The sequence below is a fragment of the Antarcticibacterium arcticum genome (assembly GCF_007993795.1).
Lineage (GTDB): Bacteria > Bacteroidota > Bacteroidia > Flavobacteriales > Flavobacteriaceae > Gillisia > Gillisia arctica.
This window is the reverse complement of the sequence record NZ_CP042476.1, coordinates 2884449-2909046: the sequence shown is the minus strand read 5'-3', so window position 1 is coordinate 2909046 and position 24598 is coordinate 2884449. Positions and strand designations below refer to the sequence as shown.

The window sequence follows — 24598 nt, the reverse complement described above, 5'->3', positions numbered from 1 at the left end:
TTAATCCCAAACATAGGTTCCCACAGAACCTGCATCTAAAGATGTAGTGAACCATTTCCCGTTGTACTCGATATTGAACATTTCAAAATTTTGGCCGTCATTAAGGACAATTATTACTTTTTTACCCTGTGGGGTTCTGAAGGCTACATTCTGAAGGTTTCCGGCGATATTACTACCTAATCTTACTGACCCTGCCGGAATGAACTTAGTTGCATGACCAATGATGTAAAAACCAACATTTTCTTCATAAGATGTACTTCCTTTGACCGTTATCGCTCCCTTACAGGTGGTGCAACCCCCGGGAGTATGCGGCCCAAAAGTTGAGTTATTTGCAAGGTTCCATTCAAGTGCATTCTTGCTCCAGTTCCTCATTGAACCTATTATGACATTTCTAAGGTGCCATTTAAGATCACCTCCAAATTCTCCATTGGAAGCAGTATACTGTTCAGTGAAATAAATATCTTTATCAGGATAGGCAGCATGAACTGCTGATAATGCCCTAATGTCACCCGCATATAAATGAAAGGCAGAACCTGAAATATATTGCCGTGCACCTGCATCATTTAAAACTGCAAGAGGATATTCAGGCTTATCGGCATTGTGATCATAAATAATAATCTTCGTATTGATATTTGCAGTCTTAAAAGCAGGACCCAGATAATCTCTTATAAAATCTGCTTGTTGAGCAGCCAGCATCAACATACTTGGATTATTGCCGGGATGCAAAGGTTCATTTTGAGGTGTTATTGCATCTATCTTGATTCCAAGATTTTTCATTTCAGCGATATATTTTACCAGGTAGTCTGCGTAAACCCCGTAATATTTTGGCAAGAGACTGCCTCCTATGGTGCTGTTATTGTCCTTCATCCACACCGGTGGCGACCAGGGAGTGCCCATTATTTTAATGTCAGGATTAATTTCCAAAATTTTCTTCAATAGGGGAACCAAATCTTTCATGTCCGGCTCCAGATTAAATTCTGAAAGGTCCTCATCAGTTTGTCCTTCAGGTAGATCATTGTAAGAGAAAGTTGAACTATCAAGATCTGAAGCTCCAATACTTATTCTTAAATAATTAATTGAAATGGAATTCTCACCCGCCCCAAATAATTTCTGAAGAAGTTCTTCTCTAGTGGAAGTTGTAAGTTGATTTATAACTTCTGCACTTCCGCCGGTAAGGGAGAATCCAAAGCCATCTACTGTTTGAAAAGATTCAGCCGGGTTAACTTTTATGGTAGGAAATTGGTTATTAGAACTTACAAATGCCAGTATCTCTGATTGTTTTCTTAGTTTCTGTGATCCATTAGATTTTGTAATATAAAAGTCCACCTCATTTTCAACTTTTGGAACCTCCGGTTTAACAGGGACCTCCACTTCATTATTATTTGTACTGCATGTACTGCTAAGCATGGCAAGCATGATCATTATTATTAAAGCTTTCATTTTATTCACGGTTTTATTTACCACGGGTTTAAAAAAATTACAGGGATCATTTTATTGATAAACCCTCACATAATCAATTTCCATTGTTCCTGAAAGAAAATTTGGATCAATATTCCCTCCAAAATTCCCTCCCATTGCGACGTTAAGTATTATGAACTGCGGTGCGTCAAAAGGCCATGTGCTGTTGTTCCTTACGGAAGGCATGTAAGTGTAATGTACAACGCCGTCTACCGAAAAGACAATTTTTTGAGGAGTCCACTCAACAGCGTAAACATGAAATTCACTACTTACATTAGCTACCGTTCTGAAACCAGAATTAGTGGTTGCCCCGTAACTTGAAGGGGTGTGGATAGCGCTATGGATTTTTCCCGGTTCATTCCCCTTATGCTCCATTATATCGATCTCGCCGGAAGCCGGCCATCCTACCGTTTGAAAATTGGAACCCAACATCCAGATTGCAGGCCAGGTTCCGCCACCCTCAGGAAGCTTTGCTCTAACCTCAACTTTTCCATATTTAAAACTGAATTTTCCCTGTGTATTGATTCTGGCGGAAGTGTAAGGTGCACCTTCATAGCTTTCTTTTTTAGCAGTGATCCTTAACAGTCCGTTATCAACGCGTACGTTTTCTGAACGGGAAGTATAAAACTGAGGTTCATTATTTCCCCATCCTCCTGCACCGGTATCAAATCCCCATTTTGAATTATCTGGAGATCCGTCTACATTAAACTCATCTGCCCAAACCAATGCTGGTGCTACATAGATAGTCACAGATTCACTTCCAGACACAAAACCCGAGCCTTTATAGGCTGAAACAAATATTTGATAGGTATGGGTACCATTTCCAACATATTTATAGGTAACGCTATTCGATGTTGTCTCCCGGGTATCTCCGTTTCCGAAGTTGACCTTATAGGAAGTGGCATTCTTTGCAGAAAATTTGACCAGGATCTTTCCGCTTCCATCTCCATTTGGATCACCAGCAGTAGCTCCCAGGATCTCAACCGACACTTCAAGGCCTGATGGACCCACAGGCGCTTCATCCTCTGTTGAAGAACCGCTGCATCCAAGAAAAATCACTGTGATTAAAAGGCAATAGAATAGCCTTAGCTGTTCAAAAAGCTTTTTAGAATTCATATTTTTAATGATAAAAGATTCCGGAGATCCCTAAAGAACCCGGAGCTGTTACCGCTCCGGGACTTTTATGCAAATTCAAAATTATTCTGCAGGGACCAATTTTAAATACCAGGCATTTCCTGTCTCAGTACCTCTAACCCTCAGGTATAAATAATTTTCAGTTATTACAAGGATCTCATATTCCTTTTGAACTGCTCCATAACCTATATAAGTTTCAAAGCCTGCAAGCTCAATGCTTGTTTTAGTTGAAGGTGTAGAAGCTGGAATTCCCGTACTTGATGGGATAAAAGAGAAGGAAGAACTTCCTCCGGTGTATTCAACGTAACAACCTTCATCTCCTCCTGCAGGAATCCCAGGCAAATTATTTGCCAATGAACCAGTCTTGGTAAACGCACCCTGTGGAGCATTTACAGTTAAAGTATAATTAGTTCCAGTCTGACTAAAAGTAAAAGTAGTGCTATAAAAACAATCGGCAGAACCAACTTTCTCATTTACCCCGGCTGACCACCATTCAGGTCCTGTAGAGGCATCATCCCACGGTCCAACTCCAAAATGTCCCGGAACAGATTTATCTACTACCCATGTCTTGGATCCTTCACCTATTAGATTAGCTACCAATTCAGGATCAGCATTGAAAACACTGTTCACCCTTATGTCTTTGGTAATTGTTGTTGCAGCACCACCGGCCCCGTAAACAACCACTGTAAGCCGGTAATCATTATCTCCGGTTTTGGTAAATTGCCTGGTAATCTCCCCATTAAAGGGTACAAGATTAACCCCGGGCGAAGTGCCGAAATCAATCTTATATGCTATTGCGTTATCGGCATCCACAGAAATATGAACCAATCCCGAGCCGTCACCGTTGGGATTATCTGCACTTTGTCCTACAATTTCCGTATTTATTGCTACGTTTGAGGGAGCTTCAAGATCACCAAAGCTGTACTCCTCTTTGGAACACCCTGCTAAAAGTAGTAGCAGCGCGAACAAAGAACTTAATACGTATTTTATTTTCGTTTTCATATTCTAGTTGGTTAATGTAATATTATCAATATAGATGATCTCCTGTGTTCCTTCGGCTACATCGTTGAACCTGAGAACCAGCTGAGTAAATTTTGCATCTTGGGGAATTGCTTCATTTGTGCTGAAATCAAAGATTAATTCCTCCCACTCTCCGGAAGTTGTCACCGGCCTTTTAACAACAGCTCCATAAGGATTTGCCCCATCTACTCCAACGGCCCATTCCAGTTCAACATTAAGATTTTTCCCAATATTGGCAGCATCTGGATTATAGACCATAATCCTGATCTTTTTACCATATTCAAAATTAATCGGGATGTTTAAGGGACTGTAAGTTCCACTCCATGGAGCATGACCATTAGTATATTTCCCAACTCGGGCACTAGTATTAATACCTGAAGGATCAGGATTATCAACCACCTCAAAGGCCTGTTGCCCCCAGTCATCAAAAGTACCAAAGAAGGCTACCTCGGCAATTTCAAAATCAATTGGGAAGCCAAATAAAACCTTGGTCCATTCAGTAGTAGCTTCTCCTCCGCTTAAGGCTACAACCCTTAAAGTAAAAGGAGCTCCGGTAGCAGGATAGGTGTGAGCCGGCAATTGTTCCCCAACGGTAAGAGGGGTGCCAACCTCATTTTCAACGTCGCCGTAAAATACAAGGAAGGAATCCGCAAAATCAGCTGATGCAGAAACCTGCATATTTCCGGATAGTGAAACCTGTAAATTCTCAGGCGCTCTGTATACAATAGAAAGAGGGAATTCTGCAGTAGTTGCCTCACCTCCAATATTTTTTGCGGTGACCTTAACTGTATAATCTCCTTCAGCATATGAGTGAGTGGTTTTTTCACCCGGTTTGAGAGTTACAGATGAATCTGTACCTGTACCATCGCCGTACTCAACAACGAAGGTAACTGCACCTTCCGCTGTTGGAGTTATGGTAACATTCCCGGAATTATCATTAGTTACATCAAAAATAACGTCCAGATTTTCTGTATTGGCAGTCTCTACAAAAGAGGTATCGCCATCAATGCCGTCTTCCACGCTACACCCCACAGCAACTGCAAGGAGAAATAGGAAACCCGGTATAATTCTAAGTTTTTTCATAATAGCTGTTTTTATTCTTGATAACCTGAATTCTGTTCAATAATGGTATTTTGAGTTTCCCTGTAAGGAATTGGTAATCTATAATGCACCGTTGGCTGATAACCTTCATCCCCTAGAGCCTGAGCGGCTCTACCAGTTCTTACAAGATCAAAGAACCTGTGCCCTTCCCCTGCCAATTCCAGCCTGCGCTCTGCATAAATAGCAGTAAGTGAAACCTGAATACTGGGCAATCCAACTCTTGCTCTTACAGCATCTAACAAAGCCTGAGCTCTAGCTCCGGTACCTCCAAGAGCTTCTGCCTCCATAAGGTAGGTGTCGGCTAACCTAATTACATAAACGTTTTGTCTGTAATTCAGGATTGGTTCCCCGGTTCCGGTTGTCACATCGTCCTGTGTTGGAAGAAATTTTTTCAGGAAGTAACCTGTATCCTCGTATCCTGGAAGATAATCTGCAGCCCCTGCAGCAACAAGAGCCTGCATATCAAGAATAGTTGCGTCAAAACGCGGATCGTTCTCTAAGAGGTTATATAATTCAGGTTCAACAGGATTAAAACTCCAACCTGAAGGCAGGTCTGGTGCTTCATTGGTCAACTGTGAGTAGGATCTTGGACCTACCATGGTGTTCACTGAGTTTCCTTCATCTGCACCGCTTCCCCAGTTACCCCAATGGGAACTGGAGGCATTAGTATGAGCAGCTTCCAGGATAGATTCTGTATTAAATTTATTATCTACAACCCACAGATCTCCAAAATTCTCCAGAAGTTTATTTCCATACTGGTTGGTTTCTCCTGGAGTTCCATTAACTTCCCTAAGTTGAGCTGCAGCTTCGGAATTTAAACCCAATTGCAGATAAACTTTTCCTAGTAATGCCTGGGCTGCACCTTTATTAAAACGCCCCGCCTGGTCTCCCGGAATTGTAGGCGGAAGATCATCAATAGCCACTAAAAGATCCGCAACAATCTGGTTATAAACATCCGCTGGAGGAACCTGTGGAACATTATTGAACTCAGAGCTTTCCAAAGGTCTTGTGATCAACGGAATATTTTCAAAAAGCCTTACCAGCTCAAAATAGTACAAGGCACGAAGAGCTTTAGTCTCGGCTGTAAACCTGGATTTCAAATTCTCATCCATTGGTACGGCAGGTAACTTGCTAAGCAGAAAGTTGGCTCTAAATATTCCCTGATAAAAATCGCTCCAGTAACTTTGAGGCATCGAAGTGGGAGTAATATTAAAATCGTCAAAGCTTTGGATTCCTATCCCATCGGAGGCGTTTCCACCACCTGCTCTAAAGTCATCTGACCCGGCATTCAGGAAAGTGATCATGTTTTCAAAACCTCCGCCATACTTGCGCATTACATCATAGACAGCCACAAGTCCTGCAAAAGCTTCGGTTTCATTTTTATAGTAGTTGGATTCCAAATTAGAACCTTTTACAGGCACCTCAAGAAAGTCCTCACTACAGGAATTCATTGTGAATATTACTGCAAATGCAATTAATATCAACTTGAAATTGTGTGTTTTCATAATCTTTATTTTTAAAATTGTAAGTTAACCCCAAAAAGGATAGATCTCGCCTGTGGATAGTAACCCCGGTCTATTCCCAATACATTTCCTCCTATTTCAGGATCATATCCTGTATAGTCTGTAAAGGTATATAGGTTCTCTCCCGTAACATATAATCTAAGTTTCTGAGCACCTATTTGATTTATTATGTCAGTAGGCAAGCTGTATCCTAACTGAACTATTTTGATCCTAAAATAATCCCCCTCTTCAAGATAAAAATCTGAAGCCTTACTAAAATTACCATTTAAATCATTATTAGTCAATCGGGGATAATCATCGGAGGTTCCTTCCCCTGTCCAACGGCTTAAAGCTCTAGAAGAATAGTTGGCGTTTTGCATATCCAATCGGCGAAGTCCCTGAAATATTTTGTTTCCTGCAGCTCCCTGAGTGAAGACCATGAAATCAAAAGCTTTATAATTCATGTTCAGTGTCAAACCAAAGGTATATTTTGGTAGAGGACTACCCAAAAATTGCTTGTCATCATCAGTAATAGTTCCGTCGCCGTTGGTATCTACCCATCTGAAATCTCCTGGAACCGCGTTTGGTTGAATTAAATTTCCATTCCCATTTCTATAGGCGTTGATTTCTTCCCTTGTTTGGAAGATACCTGCTGTCCTGAATCCGTAGAAAGAGTTATAGGCTTGACCAACCTGCGTCCGGGTGATATCCCCATAGACTGGAAGCCGGCCGCTCCGTTGGTAATAAATTCCTTACCTTCTCCCAGGAACGTAACTTCATTTTCAAGATAAGAAACGTTTCCATTTGCTGAGAAGTTTAAATCTCCAAATTTCCGGTTATAACCTAATTCCAATTCTACCCCACGGTTTTCCATATCAGCAACGTTACCGAGAGGACTTCCGGTTGCTCCCACATATCCAGGAATATCGAAATATTGAAGAATTCCTGAAGTCTTCTTTTTATAATACTCCAGCGTCATGGTCAGGTTTTGGAAAAGTCTGGCATCTGCCCCAATGTTAAGCTGTGAGGTTTCTTCCCATTTAAGATCCGGGTTGGCAGGTGCATTTGGGCTGTATCCAATTGAGATCTGGTCTCCTGTTCTCCCAAAAGTATAATTTCTTCCACCATTTATAAGAGCAAGATAACCGTTTGGCGCAATAGCATCATTCCCTGTAACTCCATAACCAGCTCTAAGTTTAAGTGAATTTACAGTTTCATTCTGGTTCCAGAAATCTTCATTTGACACATTCCAACCAGCAGAGAAAGATGGGAAAATCCCGAATTTATTATTCGGTCCAAAGTTGGAGGAACCATCCCTTCTTATAATTCCTGTAAAGAGATACTTTTCGTCGTAGTTATAATTTAAACGTGAGAACAGTGAGATAACTCTATGCTCATTGCCGGTATACGCACTTCCAATTCTCTGGGAAACCGGAACCTCATAATTAAATGATGCGTCTCTGAAACTTGTTACTGGAAGGTTTTGATAAATAGTATAAGTTCCACTATTAATACCATTAACGTAAGTTCCCTGTCCTAATAACAACGTAAAATCATGTTTCCCGAAAGTGTCTCCATAAGATAATGTATTCTCAATATTCCAACCGAAACCTTTATTAGTATTTCGGCTCAGGCTGTTCTGTGAAGTGCCAACAGTTGGGCTAAGGAAATACTCAGGGGTATAAAAATCTCCTCCCCAAAATGCAAGGTTACCTCCAATACTTGTTCTGAAAGTAAGTTGCTCTAAAGGTGAGATTTCAAGAAATGCATTTCCAACGAAATCATCGGCATAATCTGAGTTACCTAACCTGGTAAGGACATAAGCAACCGGGTTGGTCATTTCCTGTCCTACGATGGTGGAAATCCCGTAAGGATTCCCGTTTACATCTCTGAAAACGGGATTTGAAGTATATAAATTGGTATTAGCAACAGCAGGATCTGTTACAACTATAGGAGTAATAGGATCCAGGTTGAGCGCTGAACTTAAAGGACCACCATATTCACTGTTGGTATTTCCTAATCCTACATATTTTTGATGGGTATAACCAAAAGTTTGTCCCACCTTGAACATATCGGATATTTTATGAGTGGAGTTTAATCGCATACCCTTCTTTTGATACTGAGAAATCTCAGGCGTAACAATACCTGCATTATCCAATAGACCGAAAGACGCATAAAAGTTAGATACGTCATTTCCTCCACTTAAACTAAACTCATGAGATTCCCTTTTGGCATTATCATTAAAAATAGCTCTTTGCCAATCTGTTCCTTCTCCAAAACCCGAAAGATCGGGATACAATATATTTCCACCTGCAGCTACAGATTTTTCATTCATAATTGCAGCATACTGGGAAGCATTAAGTAGCTTTACTGTTTTCTCTGGAGAAGAAAACCCATAAGTGCCCGTGTAATTCACATTGAATCTTCCTTTTTTACCTTTTTTAGTTGTTACCAGGATAACACCAGCTGCGGCCCTGGCACCATATATAGCGAGAGAGGCTGCATCTTTTAAAACCTCAATAGATTCAATATCCTGTTGGTTAAGGAATCCAATACCTCCCGCATCTACAATTACTCCATCCACTACCCATAGTGGAGTATTTCCACCATAAGTATCAAAAGTAGTAAGACCCCTCACCCTAACGGTTGAGGAAGATCCTGGTTGTCCCGAATTGGATGCAATTGTTACCCCAGATACCCTACCCTGTAAAGTTTGTTCGATCCTGCCATTAGGAACAGCTTCAAGTTCTTCTGCCTTTACCGAGGAGATCGCACCGGTATTGACACTTTTCTTTTGTGTCCCATATCCCACAACAACCACTTCCTCCAAGGCATCTGCATCCTCCTGAAGAACCACATTTAAAGTTTGTGATCCGGTAATTGGAAATTCCTGGCTTTCGAAGCCTAAATAAGAAAACACTAAAATGTCATTTTGGGAAACTTTTATTAAATAGTCTCCGTCAAAATCTGTTGTTGTACCCTTGGTTGCATTTTTAACCAATACATTCACCCCAAGTAAGGGTAAATTATTTTGATCAGTCACCTTTCCTTGCACCGAAATCGTTTGCGCATACATTGAAAAGAAACTGCCAAAAAGGGCAATTAAGAAAAATGTAATTTTCTTCATCTGATTAATTGTTAAAATTATGTTACCAATATATTAACAAAACCACAATTGTGCTGAAAAAGCACCTCTACAAAAAACATACACTCACAGTATATTTGTAAAGTATCCAGGAACCTACTTAAAAGACAAGCCTTTCTAACAAAAATCCTGTAATGCAGAAGAATTTAAAAATTAAAAAAAAATAATTTTTTTGGTTAGTGTAGAGGTGGTGTAAAGGTAGAACAACGGGTTGTTAAGGCTAAAGTTCCATTATATAATCTGTCAAATTGATTTCGTGGGGCAAATTCATTTTTTTTCTCAAACGATATCGCTTTATTTCAACACTTTTTACCGAAATATTTATTAAAGGAGCTATTTCTTTTGAAGTAAGATTAAGTCGAAGGTAAGCGCAAAGGCGAAGATCGTTTGATGTAAGCTCAGGATGTTTTGATTTTATCTTTCCAAAAAAATCCTTATCTGCGTTTTTAAAGGCCTCTTTAAACATCTTCCAATTATCCTCCTCACTAATTTCCTTATCTATGGTTTTAATTACCCCTTTCACTTTAGAAGTTTCAGCATGTTTCAACTCTTCTTTGAGCACGGATAAAAATTCATTTTTTCTAATAATCGACATAGTGGACGCAGCTAATTGCTCATTTTTTTCTGCCATATCTTTCTCCAGGTGGTCCTTCTGAAGTTTAATTATCTTCTGCTCGGCTTCAAGAGTTTGCATACGGAGGTTCTTTTCCCTTTCGTTTATAACTTTTTCGTGATGCCTTTTGTAAGCCATATGAACCCCAAAGAGACCTAATATTAAAAGCAAAAAATATCCAAGCATTGCAAGAAGTGAGAGATACCAAGGCCTGGCAATGGAAAATTCGTAACTCAAAATACCTGTTTCGACTTCATTGCTTTTTCCTTTTACTTCAAAGGTATAGGAACCCGGAGGTAAATTCTCAAATTCTGCCGTTCCATATTCACTCCACGGGCTCCAGGTAGAAGAATAATTGAGAATCCTGTAACTATATTGAATACCTGTTAATTTCTGAAAATTTGGAATGCTGAAATAAAATTTCACGTTGTTAATTTTATTCTCAAGATCCAGATTAGAAACCTTCAATGGCCTGTACTCTAAATTACTTCCTTTAGCGGCCGTTTTCACGGCATTGATTGTTAGTTCACCAGTGGAGATTTTTGTTAGGGGAAGGGAAAATTCAATATATCCCACATTGGACCCTAAGAGGTACTGGTCCTTCCCTATAAGTGAAATGTTCTCAAAACCTTTAGTTATATTCCTGTTTTCAAGGGGCAAGGGTATTGAACGCAATCTTAGTTTTTGCTCAAAAGGATCTCGTGTCACAGAGTACAATTCGTCTCTTCCAAAACTCCACCAGCTTCCATCTTGCAGTACCTGAGATGCTCCACTTATTCTATGGAGACCTTTAGTTAAGTGATTTAGTTCATTGTTATTTAAGAAGACATTTTCATTCTTATCATACCGGTAAATAGCAGATTCAGTTGAATAATAGATATCCTGGTCCATAACAAATATCTGCGGCTCAAATCCAAAATTATTCTCAGTGGGATAATTTTCAATATTTTCAATTCGAGAATAATCTTTATCAAGTTTCAACCTAAAAATACCTTTATGGTAATGGCTTATCCAAATAATTGAATCGTTCTCAACAATGATATTCCTGGAAGATAGGTGAAAATCTTTTAAATATTCCGGACCTGAACCCAGAGGATCATCGGAAAAATAACTCAATCCGTTATAATGCCCCTGGAGAAATCCTGAACCCAATTTCTTGACTGTCCAGGTTCCTAATCCTTCCCATATAAGTTTCCCAGAGGTTCCTTCTACCCGAAAGGTTCCCCTGTCATGTCCTATAAATAATTTTCCGTCCAGGTAATTTATACTCCAAACTTGCCCCGTGGTGCCCGGAACAAGTCTGTAGCTGCTTTCCCCTTGAGCCTCTTTATAATATAAGCCTTGGTTTGTGCCCAGATATCTTATGCCATTTATTACAGCACTACTATATACCGTTCCAATTTCCCCAAAAGTATCCACGAAAATTCGAAAAGGGCTTTTATTGTTGATCACGGTAATTCCATTATCTAGCCCTCCCCAAATATTCCCTTCATGGTCCTGCATAACAGAAAGCACTGTATTGTTTTGAAGTGTGGGTTGGGACAAATGATAAAATGATGATTCATTCAGGTTAAATAGATAAAGTCCACTTCCTATACTTCCAAGAGCAAGGGTACCATCTTCAATATAAAGGGCAGAAAAGAAACTAACAGATAATGGATAATTATTAACAGGAAAGACCTCCCATTGATTCCCGGTAACCATGTACGCGCCATCATCCCGGGTGATAGCCAGCATTTTATTTTCCGCGAAAGAGAATAGACCAATGATGGGCTTATCCCCTATTTTTTCATTGGATATAAAAAGGGTCCCTGATCCATTCTCTATAACAAACAGGCCTTTCTCCACCACTTGATAGTAAATCTTATCGTTTACCATGAAAAGATTGGAAATATTACTTTCGGTAACTATAGGATGTACCTTTCCTGTACTAACATTAAAACTGTAAAGCCGTTGATGGCTTTGATAGACAACATGTTCTCCAAGTTTTTTAATGTCCCAGAATTGTTCTCCATCATACATCCCGGTAATAACGGAATCCTTCAGGGAATTGTATTGTAATTCGCCCGCTGGATTGGCTTCCCAATATCCAAAATCCATATAAGACCCCGTGTATATTTTTTTTTGTGAAGCCAAAACAGATCGTACAGCGGTACCCCCAGGAACCTCATATAAATTCCAATGTTCCCCATCAAACTGTAAGAGTCCTGAATTATTCGCAACATAAATGTGTTTATTCTCTCCCTGGGAGATCATCCAGTTTTGATTGCCTGCGTCATATTGGTTTTGGCTAAAATTGATCACAGGGGGTAATTCCTGCGAATACAGCGCCAATGGAAGGAATAGGAGAAAAAACAGGACGGGATTTCGCAAAAAGATAATTTTGATTCGAATTTAATTCTAAAAATCGGGTAAATCAAGCCCGGCACCTATTTAGAGGAAGGGCTTTTCAATGAAAGAAAAGTATTAAAAGAAAATTACTTAGACCGTGTGGAATCGAGATGTCTTATCTCGGTATTCAAAATAACACGGGCAGGTGTCTTTACGGAGGGTTCCTTGATCCTTTTTACTAACATAGCGGTTGCCTGTTCCCCCATCTCTACAGGGTGTTGATCTACATAACTTATAGAAGGCCATAAATAGGAGGCAAAATCTTCATTTACATAACCAATGATCTTTACATCTTCCGGGATCCTTATATTATTTTCCTGTACTACTCGTGACGCCAGCAGGGTGCTTAAATAATCGAGACCAATAATGGCCTCCACCCTATCTTCCACCAGCAATTTATTCAGCTTTTGCTTTACCTCGGGTATATCCTTGGATGCCAGAATATACTTATCATCTGTAGAAAGACCAAGGTCTTTACAGGCATCTGTGAAACCCTCTATTCGTTGCTTTCCCAATCCTATCTCCCCCAGCCCGCATACAAGGGCTATTTTTTTAAGGTTTTGGGAATGTAAGAAAGTCACAGCCTCATAAATACTTCCACGGTCATTTACACCCACGGCATCAATCCCTATATCCATATTGATGCGATCAAATAACACAACGGGGATCTCATATTCCATTAAAAGATGGAGATGTTCATAATCCTGAAGCTTTTGCGTTTCTTCAGAAACAGAGATTAGGAGACCGTCTACGATCCCGGCAGAAATAAGTTCGGTAATTTGTTGTTCATGGTCCAGGGATTCGTTCGAGATATAGGTGATCACCTGGAAACCCTGTTTTCTCGCTTCATTTTCCACCCCTCCCAGAACTTTTGCAAAAAATGTGTTGGAAATATTGGGAACAATTACCGCTATATTTCCCGTACGGCTGCGTTTTAAGTTAACCGCGATTGGGTTTGGCCGGTAGTTGTGCAACTGTGCCAGTTCCTTGACCCTCTTAACCGTTTGCGGACTAATTTCTGGACTGTCGTTTAGGGATTTTGAAACCGTTGAGACCGAAACGTTCAAAATTTTGGCCAGCTCTTTTAATGTAATTTTTGATCTCATGAAAGCGGGAATTTTTAATACGCCTTAAAATTAAAGAAGATTAAAAGAAGTAAGCCTTATAAATGCATAATTTCTTCTAAAAGGGAAATATTTTTGAAAGGCTTTCACCGAAAGTTGCTCTATTTAAGATCTTCATATTCAAATTTTTGGCCCCCTACAGAGATCTCCACCATTGCACCTGCTTTGGGCATAGTTACAACCGCTACATCATCCCTGAATTCTATACTGGCTGCTTTACCCTGTTCCAAAACAACTGCCGAGGCATTCCCTGCCAATTCAAAATTGCCGCCCTTGAATCTATTTAAGGCCGCTTCCGATTTAAAAAATATCACCTGCCGGAAAGCCTGTCCGCCAACCTGTAATCCAATATCTACCTGGAGTATTTTAGCCATTCCCACAAGATTTCCATTTTCATAAACCACACCATTCCCTGCCGCACCTCCAACTACATAGGCTCCTTTTCCAACATTTGGAAAGATCACATAACCTTCAGCACTGGCAAATAATTTAGTGATGCCTGGATCTGTTTGAGCAAAGGCGGTTTTAGCTTTTTTAGCATCGTCTATTATTGCCTTTTGTTCTGCTGTTTGTCCTATGGCTACAGTAGAAATTAGCACAAGGATAAAACTTAACAAACATATATTGAATTTTGAATTGACCATGAGATTGGTTTTAAGAGACCTCTAATTTACAACATTGAAATTTAATCTGTTATTTTATTCCTGAAGCTAATTAGTAAGAAAGTGAGAAAACAGCGAAATAAGCATTTTTAATTATTCCTCCAGTTCCACGATCACTTCTATCTCTACGGCAATATTAAAAGGAAGGGTATTATGGCCTACTGCGGCCCGGGCGTGTTTTCCTTTTTCCCCAAAAACCTCCACCATAAGATCTGAAAATCCATTTATAACTCCGGGTTGCTCGTAAAAATCGGAGGCCGAATTAACCATGCCGTGTACCTTTACAAATTGTTTTATTCGGGAAAGGTCTCCGGTTGCAGCCTTTAAGGTAGCCAGTATTTTTATTCCCGTTTCCCGTGCGGCTTCATAACCTTGTTGGGTATTAAGGTCTTTCCCCAGGGTTCCTTTTAAAGTACTACCTTCTCCCGAAAGATACAGGAGATTCCCCACCTGTCGCCATTTTAAAAAATTGGCAACCGGTTGTTTGATCTCGGGCAGGTCAATGCCCAACTCATCAATTCGTTCCTCCGGCGTTTGGGCCGCTGTAAGAAAGGAAATAAAAAATAAAACGAGGAAAACAGGTAAATTTCGCATCTGGAAAATCTTTAAATGAAAAAAACAGAGTATATAAAAGTATTTAATAATCGGCGGGAATCATAAAAAAAAGCGGCTTCAGTAAAGAAACCGCTTTTAAAATTATTAATATCCTTTATTACTTTAAAGGCTGAAAGCTGAAACGCTGGCCTCCCACAGAAATTCCTGCCATTGCACCTGCTTTAGGCATGGTGATCACTGCAATTCCATCATTGAATTCCACATCTCTGGAAACTCCTTCTTCAAGAATAACTGCACTAACGTTTCCAGATAATTCATAAGTTCCTTCTTTAAACTTATTCATTGCGGCCTGGGTTTGGAAAAATAAAACCTCCACAAAGGCTTTTCCTCCAGCCTGTAATCCTATATCCACCTGCTTAAGGTCTGCATATCCTATCAATCTCCCATTTTCATATACAGCTCCATTTCCTGAGGCACCCCCGATTATATAAGCTCCTTTTCCTGCATTAGGAAAAATTGCATATCCATGGGAATTTTGAAACAGGTCTGCCATATCCGGATATCTTTGAGTAATTGTAGTTCGCGCTTCCTGAGAATCTGCAACCAGATCTCCTGAATTGGTTTTTGAAGTACCACAACTGGCAAATACAAGGAATGCCAACATTAATACTGGTTTGTAAAAATCTTTAGGAAATTTCATTTTTTAATTATTTAATGGTTAGAAGTGGAAAATTACTTGATACATTAAATACCGAATGTTAAACGACTGTTATTTCACTTAATATTAGCGTTCTACATAAAATGTTCATTGAATTTTAACAAATGCAGTGTATAAATATCAACTTTAATAGTTAGCATATTTTGTTTTATAATTTACTTCCCACAATTGCAATAGTCACCAGATAAAATGCTGGTTACCAGTATAAATTCAAAATTTCTAAAACACGATTATTTACTTTTCGATAATAAAATTTGCAAATATGATAGTCTTACTATTATATTTGCGGGTAAATAATTCATATTATGAAACAGTTGTTTTCCGGAATTAAAATTGGCGTTCACGAAAATCTTTATGTAAAGGATCCTGAATCATCTGCTTTGGGCAAAAAAATAATTGAAAAGAGCATTATTCTTATCCATGAAATTGGTTTTGAAAATTACACTTTTAAAAAACTGGGAGCAGTAATTGGGTCCAATGAAAGCAGTATTTACCGGTATTTTGAGAACAAACATAAACTGCTTCTTTATTTGACTTCCTGGTATTGGGCCTGGAAAGAATATCAATTGGTTTTTGCCACCAATAATATTGCAGGTGCAGAGGAGGTTCTGGAAACCGCTATTAATGTGTTAACGCGCAGGATTGAAAAAGACAGCTTGAATTCACATATTGATGAGATCCTTTTAAACAGAGTGGTGGTGAATGAATTTTCAAAATCATATCTCACCAAAGAAGTAGATAAGGAAAATACAGAAGGTTATTTTGAGGTATATAACAGGCTAATCCTACGGCTTAAAAAAATGATCCTTAATGTTCACAGTGACTACCCCTATCCGGCAGCATTGGCAAGTACCGTAGTTGAAGGAGGATTACATCAACACTTTTTGCGGGAGCATTTTCCTGCTCTTACAGATTGTAATAAGAATTTAAGCCCTGCCGAGTATTTTAACTACCTGGTCCTTTCAACTTTAAAATATACTAAGCATGGTTAAAAAATCGAGCTCGGCCATAAAGAGGCTCACCGGCCTTCTTAAAATGGACAGAAAGGATATTCTTCAAATATTTTACTATGCCATTTTCGCAGGTTTACTTAATATGGCGGTTCCCCTTGGAATCCAGGCAATTGTAAACCTTATTCAGGGAGGAAGTGTAAGTACTTCCTGGATCATCCTGGTAGTACTGGTAACGCTGGCTGTGGGCCTTGTGGGCTTACTGGAAATCATGCAAATACGTATTGTGGAGAATATTCAGCAAAAGATCTTCACCCGTTCTTCTTTTGAATTCACATACAGGTTCCCCCGCATAAAAATGGCAGAATTCACAGATATTTATCCGCCAGAGCTGGCCAACAGGTTCTTTGATACGTTGAATGTTCAAAAGGGAGTAACCAAATTACTCCTGGATTTCCCTGCCGCATTGCTTCAAATACTCTTTGGTTTGATCCTGCTCTCCTTGTATCATCCTTTCTTTATTATTTACGGCCTCCTGCTGGTACTGCTTATTTACCTGGTATTTAAATTTACGGCCTGGAAAGGTCTGGAAACCAGTCTTGATGAGTCCAAACACAAATATAAAGTGGCTCACTGGTTACAGGAAGTTGCACGATCACTATTTAGCTTTAAGGTGGCCGGCAATAGCAATCTTGCAATGGAAAAAAATGACCAGTTAACAGAGAAGTATCTAAAGGCGCGGGAATCACATTTTAAAATACTTAGGATACAATATGTAAAAATGGTATTGTTCAAGGTACTGGTAACTGCCGGTCTGCTCGCAATTGGAGGTCTTTTGGTGCTCAATCAGGAAATGAACATAGGTCAATTTGTTGCTGCAGAGATCATTATTCTTTTAATTCTTAGTTCTGTTGAAAGACTAATAAAGGGCCTTGATATTATTTATGATACTCTTACATCACTTGAAAAAATGGGACAAGTAGTAGACAAGGAACTTGAAAGTAAAGAAGGAAGAAATAAAATGTATGATGCGAGTCCCCTAAACCTTGAGTTAAAAGAGGTAAGCTATAAAGTTGGAAAAAGCAGTATCCTCAAGGATATTTCCTTTGAATTAAAGGCAGGTGAAAAAGTTTTATTAAAAGGGCCAAACGGAAGCGGCCGCACCAGTCTTTTAAAATTGATAGCAGGGATTAATGAGATCTCACAGGGCAATATTTACATTAACAATGTTTCCATTAACGGAATAAAGCTAAACGAATATAGAAAAAGACTGGGGGTTTTTATTGCCGAAGAATTCCCATTTGAAGGGACCCTCCTTGAAAACATCACTTTTGGAGATTCACGTATACCTGAAAAGGATGTTTACTGGGCTATTGAGCATGCGGGACTTTCCCAATTTGTAAAGGAGCAGGCGAATGGGATTCACACTAACATACTGCCGGAAGGAAAATACCTATCATCTCTTATAAGCAAGAAAATAATTCTGGCAAGATGTATAGTAAGGAAACCGGATATTTTACTTCTCAAGGAACCACTGGAACTTTTTGATCCTGCAGAGGCAACAAGGATCCTGGAATTTTTAATAGATCCTGTGCATAAATGGTCAATCCTGGTTGCAAGTCAAAATCCGGTTTGGGAAACAGTTTGTGACAAGAAAGTATTTCTGGAAAACAGAATAGATAAATATAAAAAATAGGGATAATGCTTAATATATCTCAGGAAAAATTAAATATGAAAGTTGACCTGTCCGGGTATAAATCTGCACAGCGTGTATTTCATCACAGGCATTACAAATGGTTTAACAGAATATTACTGGGGTTTAGTTTGCTCCTCCTGATCATTTTATTTTTGCCCTGGACCCAAACAGTTTCCGGAAAAGGTAATGTAACTACGCTTAGCCCGGAGCACCGGCCACAAACTATCCAATCTCCCATTCCGGGAAGGATTGAAAAGTGGTATGTACAGGAAGGGGATTTTGTAAAAAAAGGAGATACCATTCTTCATATTTCTGAGGTAACCAATCAATATTTTGATCCGTTACTGGTGGAACGTACGGGTGAACAAATTACAGCAAAAAGTGGTTCAGTGGAATCTTACCGGGGTAAAGTGGGAGCCCTGGGCGATCAAATAAATGCGATAAAAAGCGAGCGAAGCCTAAAAATTCAGCAGGCCAACAATAAGCTGCAACAGGCTGGATTAAAGGTAAAAAGCGACAGCATTGATCTGGAAGCTGCAGCCACCAATTTACAAATAGCCAGGACGCAACTGGACCGAACTGTGCAACTTCAAAGCGAGGGTCTTAAAGCTTTGCCGGATGTGGAACAGGCAAGATTAAAATTCCAGGAAACGCAGGCACGTTATATATCGGCTCAAAACAGGCTTTTGGCAAGTGAGAATGAGGTGATCAATGCCGGTATTGAGATTAACCGGATCCAGGCCGAATATAATGATAAGATCTCCAAGACTGAGAGTGACATGTTTACGGCACAATCAAGCCAGTTTGATGCGGAAGCACAGGTGAGCAAACTGGAAAATGATTTTACGAATTACAGCATTAGAAATCAATTTTATTACATCCTGGCACCTCAGGACGGGTTTATTAACAGGGCTTTACGTGCAGGTATTGGTGAAAACTTCAAGGAAGGTGAACGCCTGGTTGGGATCATGCCCTCCAACTTCCAACTTGCTGTAGAAACCTTTGTTAGGCCATTGGATGTACCCTTATTACACAGGGGAGAGAAGGTAAGGGTACAGTTTGACGGCTGGCCGGCAATAGTATTCAGTGGCTGGGAGAACCTTTCATTTGGAACATATGGTGCAAAGGTGGTTGCTGTTGAAAATTTTATAAGTGATAATGGTTTATACAGGGTCCTTCTTGCACCAGATCCAGAGGACCATCCCTGGCCAAAAGATGTACGTATTGGCAGCGGGGTAAGGACCCTGGCATTGCTGGAAGAGGTGCCAATATGGTATGAGATATGGAGGAATTTAAATGGCTTCCCTCCTAATTATTATCAACCTGCACAGGCTGCAACAGTTAAATAAAAAATGAGCATAAAGAAGAACCTTATTATCCTGTTTCTTGTTTTTGGACCCTCTTTGCTTGCCCAGGAAACTTTGCCCGAGGTACTTACATTCAGGGAGTATCTGGCATATGTAAAACAGTTTCATCCCGTAGCAAGACAGGCAGGTTTAAAATTAAGCATGGCTGAAGCTGAATTGTTGCGGGCCCGGGGAGGATTTGATCCTAAAATAGAGGTAGATTATGACCGGAAAGCCTTCAAAAACACAGAATACTATGACATTTTAAATTCCACCTTTAAGATCCCTACCTGGTATGGAATTGAGCTCAAAGCAAATTTTGAGCAAAACCAGGGTGTTTATTTGAATCCAGAAAGAACTGTCCCGGAAGATGGCCTATTTAGTGCAGGGATTTCCATGGATGTGGGCCAGGGAATGTTTATAAATCAACGTATGGCTTCCCTGCGCAACGCAAAGATCTACAGAGACCAATCTCTGGCAGAGCGGGACCTGATGGTAAATGAGGTACTTTACTCGGCAGCACTCGCATATTTTGACTGGTTAAAGGTGTACAATGAGATGATCATTTATGAAGGTTTTCTTGAGAATTCCCTGGAAAGATATAGAGGAATTACTCAAAATGCGAGGATGGGCGAGATCCCGGCTATAGATACCGTTGAAGCAAATATATCTGTTCAAAACCGAAGACTGGACCTTGAGCAGGCACGGGTTGAGCTTATTAAGGAAAGGCTGGATTTGTCCAATTTTCTTTGGCTGGGTAATAATACACCAGTAGAACTGCAACCTGATATCGTACCGGAGACAAGCCTTCTTCCTTTAATAAATAATGTATTAAGCCTTCCACAGGTTATAGCCCCCGGAGTAATCCCCGAAAATCATCCACGGCTAAGATCCCTGGAACTTGGCCTACGGGCTTTGGAGGTAAACCGCAGGCTTATGGCCAACAGGCTGTTGCCGGAAATTAATCTGCAATATAATTTCCTTACCCAGGAACCCGATGAATTTCAACGTTTTTACCGCGAAAATTATAAGGCAGGAGTGAGATTTGCCTTTCCCCTGTTCTTAAGGAAAGAACGGGGTGATCTTAAACTGGCCAATTTCAGGATACAGGATGCAGAGCTCGATCTTAAATTGAGAGAAAGGCAGCTGGAAAACAGGATCGAGGCAGCTTTTCAGGAGCTGGAATCCTATAATCTGCAGTTACAACTGGCAGAGGAAATGGTAGAGAATTACAGCATTTTGCTTGGTGCTGAAGAACGAAAGATGAGCTTTGGGGAAAGTTCTCTTTTCTTAATTAATACCCGGGAGAACAGGTTGATTGAAGCACGTTTAAAACAAAATGAGATCCTTAATAAATTTCTTTACGCCAAAGCAGGCTTGTTCCGGAGTTTGGGAATAGTTCCTGCTACAGATTAAGATTATCAAAAAACCCTGCCAATCAAAGATTAACAGGGTTTTGTTGTTGTGGTTCTATTTCTACGTAGCCTCGCCAAGAATCGAACTTGGATCTACAGTTTAGGAAACTACTATTCTATCCATTGAACTACGAGGCCGTTGAAGGGGGCACAAAAATAAGAATGTTTTCAGAAATAAGTTTAGTTTCCCCCAAAAAATCAGGTTTTTTATATTTCCTTAAAGTAACTTAACTTAGATATCTAATTAAATCATTTTAAGATGAAATCTATTTCCCTTTTAACCACATTGTTTTTATATTTTTTTACCGCTACCTGTAATAATCAAACAACCAAAACATCTATGGAAACACCAAATAAGATAGAGGTGGAAGGAAAAATTGAGGCCATAGGCATGACCTCCTGGCAATACGGTACGCATACCCTTACCAATGATGATACTTTTTATGCACTAAGAAGTGAAAAGATAGATCTTCAGCAATATGAAGGTAAAACCGTTAAGGTTACCGCCACTAAAGTTGAAGGATACCCCGTAGACGGTGGGCCTGAATTCCTTGAAGTGTATAGTATCAAGGAATAAAAATTCAATAAAACAACACAAACACGATGAAAAAAAACATCTTCTTCTTATTCATTATTGGTATGAGTTTACATACGGGCTTGTCCCAAAATCCCGAAATTAAGGGCGATGCCTTTGCCCATACTTATTCTATTGTGGCACGCGATTCCATTACCGGAGAGATGGCTGTTGGAGTTCAAAGCCATTGGTTTTCTGTAGGCTCCATTGTTTCCTGGGGACGTTCCGGTGTTGGAGTGGTCGCCACGCAATCCTTTGTTAATCCGGCTTACGGCCCTCACGGTCTTGATCTTATGGAAAAGGGGAAATCGGCAAGGATTGCACTGGACGAGCTTGTTGCAAAAGATGAAGGCAAGGCCTTCCGGCAGGTCGCATTTCTGGATAAAAAAGGCAATGCTGCCGCATTTACAGGTGAAAAGTGTGTTGAAAGTGCTATGCACCACGTGGGAGAAAATTTTTCGGTACAGGCAAATATGATGTTGAATGATGATGTGATCCCTGCGATGAAGAAAGCTTTCCACGAAAATTCCAGCCTGCCACTTGCAGAAAGGGTGGTAAAAGTCCTGCTGGCAGCTGAAGCTGCGGGAGGGGATATTAGGGGGAAACAATCGGCAGCACTCATTGTGGTTGGACCCGAAAAAGTGGCCAATTCCTGGGAAGAAAAAAAAATAGACCTTCGCGTTGATGATCATACTGAACCGCTTGTAGAACTGGAACGCCTCCTTACTGTTGCCCGCGCCTATGAATTTATGAACCGGGGAGATGTTGCGATGGAAGAAAATAATGTTGATGAAGCCTTGAAACAATACGGCAAAGCAGAAGAATTATTTCCTGAAAATCTGGAGATGCGGTTCTGGAAAGCAATAGCACTGGCCAACAGCGGACGTATGAAAGAAGCACTACCCGTTTTCAAAGCAATTTTTGAGCAGGATGATAACTGGCGCACTATGACCTCCCGGTTACCTGCTTCAGGATTGTTAAATGTGACCGAAGCAGAATTAAATCAAATTATTAAATGAGGTTATCGTTTTTGAATTCATTACTTTTATGGATTCATATAGAATTTATAAAAACCTGATTATTATGAAATTAAGAATTATCGCTCTGGGGTTATTTACATTTGCTTCGCTTAGCTTAACCTCATGTAAAGATGAAAATAAAACCGAAACAAACCCCGATACTGAGCAACAAGCTGTGCCGGCTTCTAATACCTCCAATACAACTGCGGCTTTAAATCCCGCTCATGGGCAGCCTGGACACCGTTGCGAGATCCCTGTTGGTGCACCTTTAGACCAGGCACCGGCAACAACCCTGCAACAACAGCAAACCACTACCCCAGTGAGTTCAAATACTTCTCCGGTACGATTAAACAGTGCTACAGCTACACCGCTTAAAAATCCGCCGCACGGGCAACCGGGTCATGATTGCGCTGTTCCCGTAGGCGCAGACCTACCGCAGCAATAGTTTTTAAATTATAAAATCAATCACATAAAAAAATCCTCCTTTTTACGGGAGGATTTTTTGTGTTATCTATAAAATATTTTACTAATCAAGACCACCTCTTCGGGTAGCATCGCGCGGCTCCGGCCAGGTCATTTGTTCTCCTGTTCTTGGATTTTTGGGAAGCGTTGCCCGTTCACGGGATGTTTTTACAGGGTCTTCACTTGCTTTATAAGCAAGTATGGCTGTAAGAATTGCATTGTTCCTCACATCATCAAATACGATCTTATCATACGTATCAAGGTTGGTGTGCCAGGTGTAATTCCAGTATGACCAGCTTAAAGAACTTAAACTGAAAGCAGGGGCTCCTGCAGCCACAAAAGATGCATAATCTGACCCTCCACCCGCAGGTGTTCCCGGAAAGTTATATTCAATTTCATTTTTGTATTCATTGGGTACCGCTTCCATCCAGCGTCCTAAATAATCATATGCATGAAGGAAACCACCTCCTGAAAGATTTACAACTCTTCCGGTACCATTGTCCTGGTTGAATAAGGCCTGTAGATTCTCCACAACCTCCGGATGATCTTTCACATACGCACGGGAACCATTTAATCCCTGCTCTTCACTTCCCCAATGACCTGCAATTATGGTGCGTTTTGGGTTTGGGTACATTTTCTTAAGAATTCTCATTGCTTCCATCATAACAAGAGTACCGGTACCATTATCTGTAGCCCCTGTTGCTCCATCCCATGAGTCAAAATGGGCAGAAAGGATTATATACTCCTCAGGCTTTTCTGTACCCTTTATTGTAGCAATAGTATTGAATGTAGGGACAGCGCCTAATTCTTTTGATTCAGCAACAATTCTAAGTTTAGGTTTGTTTCCAGATTCGGCCAATCTATATACCATCCCGTAATCTTCGAGAGATAGATCTACAGTGGGGATTTTTTTTGTAGATGCAGAGAAAATCTTGTTGGCACCAAATCCACGTGACCAGTTTAAGGTAATTAACCCCACAGCTCCGGCCTTTTCAAGAGCTTCCGGAAGAGATCTTCCATTATAACCGGTATTATTCATTTTGCTTCTCCAGGCTTCCTGCTGGCTTTCCCTTTCGCTTTTCATTTTTTCAAAGGAAGCTTCGGTAGCAAATTCTTCCCAGTTATAGTCTGGTCGCCCTGTCATTTGAGGCATTGAGATCATAACCAGTTTTCCTTTTACCTGGGGTAATAATTTTGCAAAAGCGGCAGAATCCTTTGCTTCCGGCAGCAAAACCACCTCAGCTTCCACAGGTTTTTTACCGGTTCCCGGGCTCCAGGCAAGTTGCATTCCGCTTAAAGAGCGAACTCTTGGATGAATCATATCAATATGAGTGATCCCTCGCTGCCAGCCTTTCCATTCTCCATATTGTTCATTTTCAGCTTCAATTCCCCAGCTTTTGTAGGTATTCACTGCCCAGTTATGGGCTTGTTTCATTTCGGGTGTTCCCACCAGTCGGGGGCCTATAACATCCAGTAACTGGTGACCTAGTTTTTCCAGTTGTGAATTTTCTGTGGCTTCTTTAATTATATTGTCCACAATTTGATCGGTGTCCTGGGCAGCAACCGGGAAAACGGAAACCAGGAATGCTGTAAAGAGCAATAAAGTTTTTTTCATTTATAAGGTTTAAATTGATAATAATACTATGTTTCCAAATATAGCATTTCCTTTAAAAAGAAAAACCCATTAAATATGGGAAAACCAAGGAAATGTAA

20 protein-coding genes and 1 tRNA gene are annotated in these 24598 nt (G+C 40.2%); 7 read left to right on the top strand and 14 right to left on the bottom strand.

What is annotated here, in order from left to right:
* From FK178_RS13180 to FK178_RS13130, 12 genes are all read right to left on the bottom strand, one after another.
* Positions 1 to 1440 carry a glycoside hydrolase family 30 protein gene (locus tag FK178_RS13180; RefSeq protein WP_146836084.1) on the bottom strand — a complete coding sequence of 480 codons (1440 nt, stop codon included), beginning with the start codon at positions 1438 to 1440 and terminating at the stop codon, positions 1 to 3.
* A 51-nt stretch (positions 1441 to 1491) separates the two neighbouring features.
* Positions 1492 to 2574: a family 16 glycosylhydrolase gene (locus tag FK178_RS13175; RefSeq protein ID WP_146836081.1), complete on the bottom strand. Its 1083-nt coding sequence runs from the start codon at positions 2572 to 2574 to the stop codon at positions 1492 to 1494.
* Positions 2575 to 2655: 81 nt separating this feature from the next.
* On the bottom strand, positions 2656 to 3594 hold the full coding sequence (locus FK178_RS13170) for a hypothetical protein (RefSeq protein ID WP_146836078.1): 939 nt from the start codon (positions 3592 to 3594) through the stop codon (positions 2656 to 2658).
* A 3-nt stretch (positions 3595 to 3597) separates the two neighbouring features.
* Positions 3598 to 4695 carry a carbohydrate binding domain-containing protein gene (locus tag FK178_RS13165; protein WP_146836074.1) on the bottom strand — a complete coding sequence of 366 codons (1098 nt, stop codon included), beginning with the start codon at positions 4693 to 4695 and terminating at the stop codon, positions 3598 to 3600.
* An 11-nt stretch (positions 4696 to 4706) separates the two neighbouring features.
* Entirely contained in the window at positions 4707 to 6218 is a 1512-nt protein-coding gene (locus tag FK178_RS13160) for a RagB/SusD family nutrient uptake outer membrane protein (RefSeq protein ID WP_146836071.1), read from the bottom strand.
* A gap of 11 nt (positions 6219 to 6229) precedes the next feature.
* A complete protein-coding gene (locus tag FK178_RS15675; RefSeq protein ID WP_240793839.1) occupies positions 6230 to 6691 on the bottom strand; it encodes a hypothetical protein in 462 nt (153 codons plus the stop codon).
* Positions 6692 to 6807: 116 nt separating this feature from the next.
* Positions 6808 to 9342 carry a SusC/RagA family TonB-linked outer membrane protein gene (locus tag FK178_RS13155; protein ID WP_240793838.1) on the bottom strand — a complete coding sequence of 845 codons (2535 nt, stop codon included), beginning with the start codon at positions 9340 to 9342 and terminating at the stop codon, positions 6808 to 6810.
* A 238-nt stretch (positions 9343 to 9580) separates the two neighbouring features.
* Positions 9581 to 12346 carry a helix-turn-helix and ligand-binding sensor domain-containing protein gene (locus tag FK178_RS13150; RefSeq protein ID WP_146836069.1) on the bottom strand — a complete coding sequence of 922 codons (2766 nt, stop codon included), beginning with the start codon at positions 12344 to 12346 and terminating at the stop codon, positions 9581 to 9583.
* Between the two features lie 104 nt (positions 12347 to 12450).
* A complete protein-coding gene (locus tag FK178_RS13145) occupies positions 12451 to 13470 on the bottom strand; it encodes a LacI family DNA-binding transcriptional regulator (RefSeq protein ID WP_146836067.1) in 1020 nt (339 codons plus the stop codon).
* Between the two features lie 119 nt (positions 13471 to 13589).
* Positions 13590 to 14132 carry a lipid-binding SYLF domain-containing protein gene (locus tag FK178_RS13140; RefSeq protein ID WP_146836065.1) on the bottom strand — a complete coding sequence of 181 codons (543 nt, stop codon included), beginning with the start codon at positions 14130 to 14132 and terminating at the stop codon, positions 13590 to 13592.
* 111 nt (positions 14133 to 14243) lie between these two features.
* Positions 14244 to 14744 (bottom strand): RidA family protein, encoded by a 501-nt coding sequence (locus FK178_RS13135; protein WP_146836063.1) that lies wholly within the window; start codon positions 14742 to 14744, stop codon positions 14244 to 14246.
* Positions 14745 to 14862: 118 nt separating this feature from the next.
* The gene (locus FK178_RS13130) at positions 14863 to 15405 is read right to left on the bottom strand and encodes a lipid-binding SYLF domain-containing protein (protein WP_146836061.1); all 543 of its coding nucleotides are present in this window, start codon (positions 15403 to 15405) and stop codon (positions 14863 to 14865) included.
* A 323-nt stretch (positions 15406 to 15728) separates the two neighbouring features.
* On the opposite strand from FK178_RS13130, the gene FK178_RS13125 reads away from it, so the two are divergent.
* The 4 genes from FK178_RS13125 to FK178_RS13110 are packed head-to-tail and all read left to right on the top strand — an operon-like array spanning position 15729 to position 20831.
* The gene (locus FK178_RS13125) at positions 15729 to 16415 is read left to right on the top strand and encodes a TetR/AcrR family transcriptional regulator (RefSeq protein ID WP_146836059.1); all 687 of its coding nucleotides are present in this window, start codon (positions 15729 to 15731) and stop codon (positions 16413 to 16415) included.
* On the top strand, positions 16408 to 18069 hold the full coding sequence (locus FK178_RS13120) for a peptidase domain-containing ABC transporter (protein ID WP_146836057.1): 1662 nt from the start codon (positions 16408 to 16410) through the stop codon (positions 18067 to 18069). Before FK178_RS13125 ends, FK178_RS13120 begins: the two co-directional genes overlap by 8 nt.
* A 5-nt stretch (positions 18070 to 18074) precedes the next feature.
* On the top strand, positions 18075 to 19418 hold the full coding sequence (locus tag FK178_RS13115) for an HlyD family secretion protein (RefSeq protein WP_146836055.1): 1344 nt from the start codon (positions 18075 to 18077) through the stop codon (positions 19416 to 19418).
* Positions 19419 to 19421: 3 nt separating this feature from the next.
* Positions 19422 to 20831: a TolC family protein gene (locus FK178_RS13110; protein ID WP_317130361.1), complete on the top strand. Its 1410-nt coding sequence runs from the start codon at positions 19422 to 19424 to the stop codon at positions 20829 to 20831.
* 65 nt (positions 20832 to 20896) lie between these two features.
* Here the strand turns inward: FK178_RS13110 and FK178_RS13105 are convergent.
* Positions 20897 to 20968, bottom strand: a tRNA-Arg gene (locus FK178_RS13105).
* Between the two features lie 121 nt (positions 20969 to 21089).
* Here FK178_RS13105 and FK178_RS13100 point away from each other — a divergent pair.
* The 3 genes from FK178_RS13100 (at position 21090) to FK178_RS13090 (ending at position 22868) form a co-directional block, all read left to right on the top strand.
* Entirely contained in the window at positions 21090 to 21407 is a 318-nt protein-coding gene (locus FK178_RS13100) for a hypothetical protein (protein ID WP_146836053.1), read from the top strand.
* A 26-nt stretch (positions 21408 to 21433) separates the two neighbouring features.
* The gene (locus FK178_RS13095; protein WP_146836051.1) at positions 21434 to 22423 is read left to right on the top strand and encodes a DUF1028 domain-containing protein; all 990 of its coding nucleotides are present in this window, start codon (positions 21434 to 21436) and stop codon (positions 22421 to 22423) included.
* Positions 22424 to 22487: 64 nt separating this feature from the next.
* Positions 22488 to 22868: a hypothetical protein gene (locus tag FK178_RS13090; RefSeq protein ID WP_146836049.1), complete on the top strand. Its 381-nt coding sequence runs from the start codon at positions 22488 to 22490 to the stop codon at positions 22866 to 22868.
* 81 nt (positions 22869 to 22949) lie between these two features.
* Here FK178_RS13090 and FK178_RS13085 read toward each other — a convergent pair whose 3' ends face one another.
* Positions 22950 to 24500 carry a M20/M25/M40 family metallo-hydrolase gene (locus FK178_RS13085; protein ID WP_146836046.1) on the bottom strand — a complete coding sequence of 517 codons (1551 nt, stop codon included), beginning with the start codon at positions 24498 to 24500 and terminating at the stop codon, positions 22950 to 22952.
* Positions 24501 to 24598: the final 98 nt, after the last annotated feature.

Bases quoted from the DNA above. Each gene is read 5' to 3' on its own strand.
- FK178_RS13165 (WP_146836074.1), bottom strand. From the start codon at position 4,695: ATGAAAAAACTTAGAATTATACCGGGTTTCCTATTTCTCCTTGCAGTT.
- FK178_RS13100 (WP_146836053.1), top strand. From the start codon at position 21,090: ATGAAATCTATTTCCCTTTTAACCACATTGTTTTTATATTTTTTTACC.
- FK178_RS13110 (WP_317130361.1), top strand. From the start codon at position 19,422: ATGAGCATAAAGAAGAACCTTATTATCCTGTTTCTTGTTTTTGGACCC.
- FK178_RS13175 (WP_146836081.1), bottom strand. From the start codon at position 2,574: ATGAATTCTAAAAAGCTTTTTGAACAGCTAAGGCTATTCTATTGCCTT.
- FK178_RS13145 (WP_146836067.1), bottom strand. From the start codon at position 13,470: ATGAGATCAAAAATTACATTAAAAGAGCTGGCCAAAATTTTGAACGTT.
- FK178_RS13180 (WP_146836084.1), bottom strand. From the start codon at position 1,440: ATGAAAGCTTTAATAATAATGATCATGCTTGCCATGCTTAGCAGTACA.
- FK178_RS13085 (WP_146836046.1), bottom strand. From the start codon at position 24,500: ATGAAAAAAACTTTATTGCTCTTTACAGCATTCCTGGTTTCCGTTTTC.
- FK178_RS13090 (WP_146836049.1), top strand. From the start codon at position 22,488: ATGAAATTAAGAATTATCGCTCTGGGGTTATTTACATTTGCTTCGCTT.
- FK178_RS13140 (WP_146836065.1), bottom strand. From the start codon at position 14,132: ATGGTCAATTCAAAATTCAATATATGTTTGTTAAGTTTTATCCTTGTG.
- FK178_RS13125 (WP_146836059.1), top strand. From the start codon at position 15,729: ATGAAACAGTTGTTTTCCGGAATTAAAATTGGCGTTCACGAAAATCTT.
- FK178_RS13095 (WP_146836051.1), top strand. From the start codon at position 21,434: ATGAAAAAAAACATCTTCTTCTTATTCATTATTGGTATGAGTTTACAT.
- FK178_RS13120 (WP_146836057.1), top strand. From the start codon at position 16,408: ATGGTTAAAAAATCGAGCTCGGCCATAAAGAGGCTCACCGGCCTTCTT.
- FK178_RS13115 (WP_146836055.1), top strand. From the start codon at position 18,075: ATGCTTAATATATCTCAGGAAAAATTAAATATGAAAGTTGACCTGTCC.
- FK178_RS13170 (WP_146836078.1), bottom strand. From the start codon at position 3,594: ATGAAAACGAAAATAAAATACGTATTAAGTTCTTTGTTCGCGCTGCTA.
- FK178_RS13135 (WP_146836063.1), bottom strand. From the start codon at position 14,744: ATGCGAAATTTACCTGTTTTCCTCGTTTTATTTTTTATTTCCTTTCTT.
- FK178_RS13130 (WP_146836061.1), bottom strand. From the start codon at position 15,405: ATGAAATTTCCTAAAGATTTTTACAAACCAGTATTAATGTTGGCATTC.
- FK178_RS13160 (WP_146836071.1), bottom strand. From the start codon at position 6,218: ATGAAAACACACAATTTCAAGTTGATATTAATTGCATTTGCAGTAATA.
- FK178_RS13155 (WP_240793838.1), bottom strand. From the start codon at position 9,342: ATGAAGAAAATTACATTTTTCTTAATTGCCCTTTTTGGCAGTTTCTTT.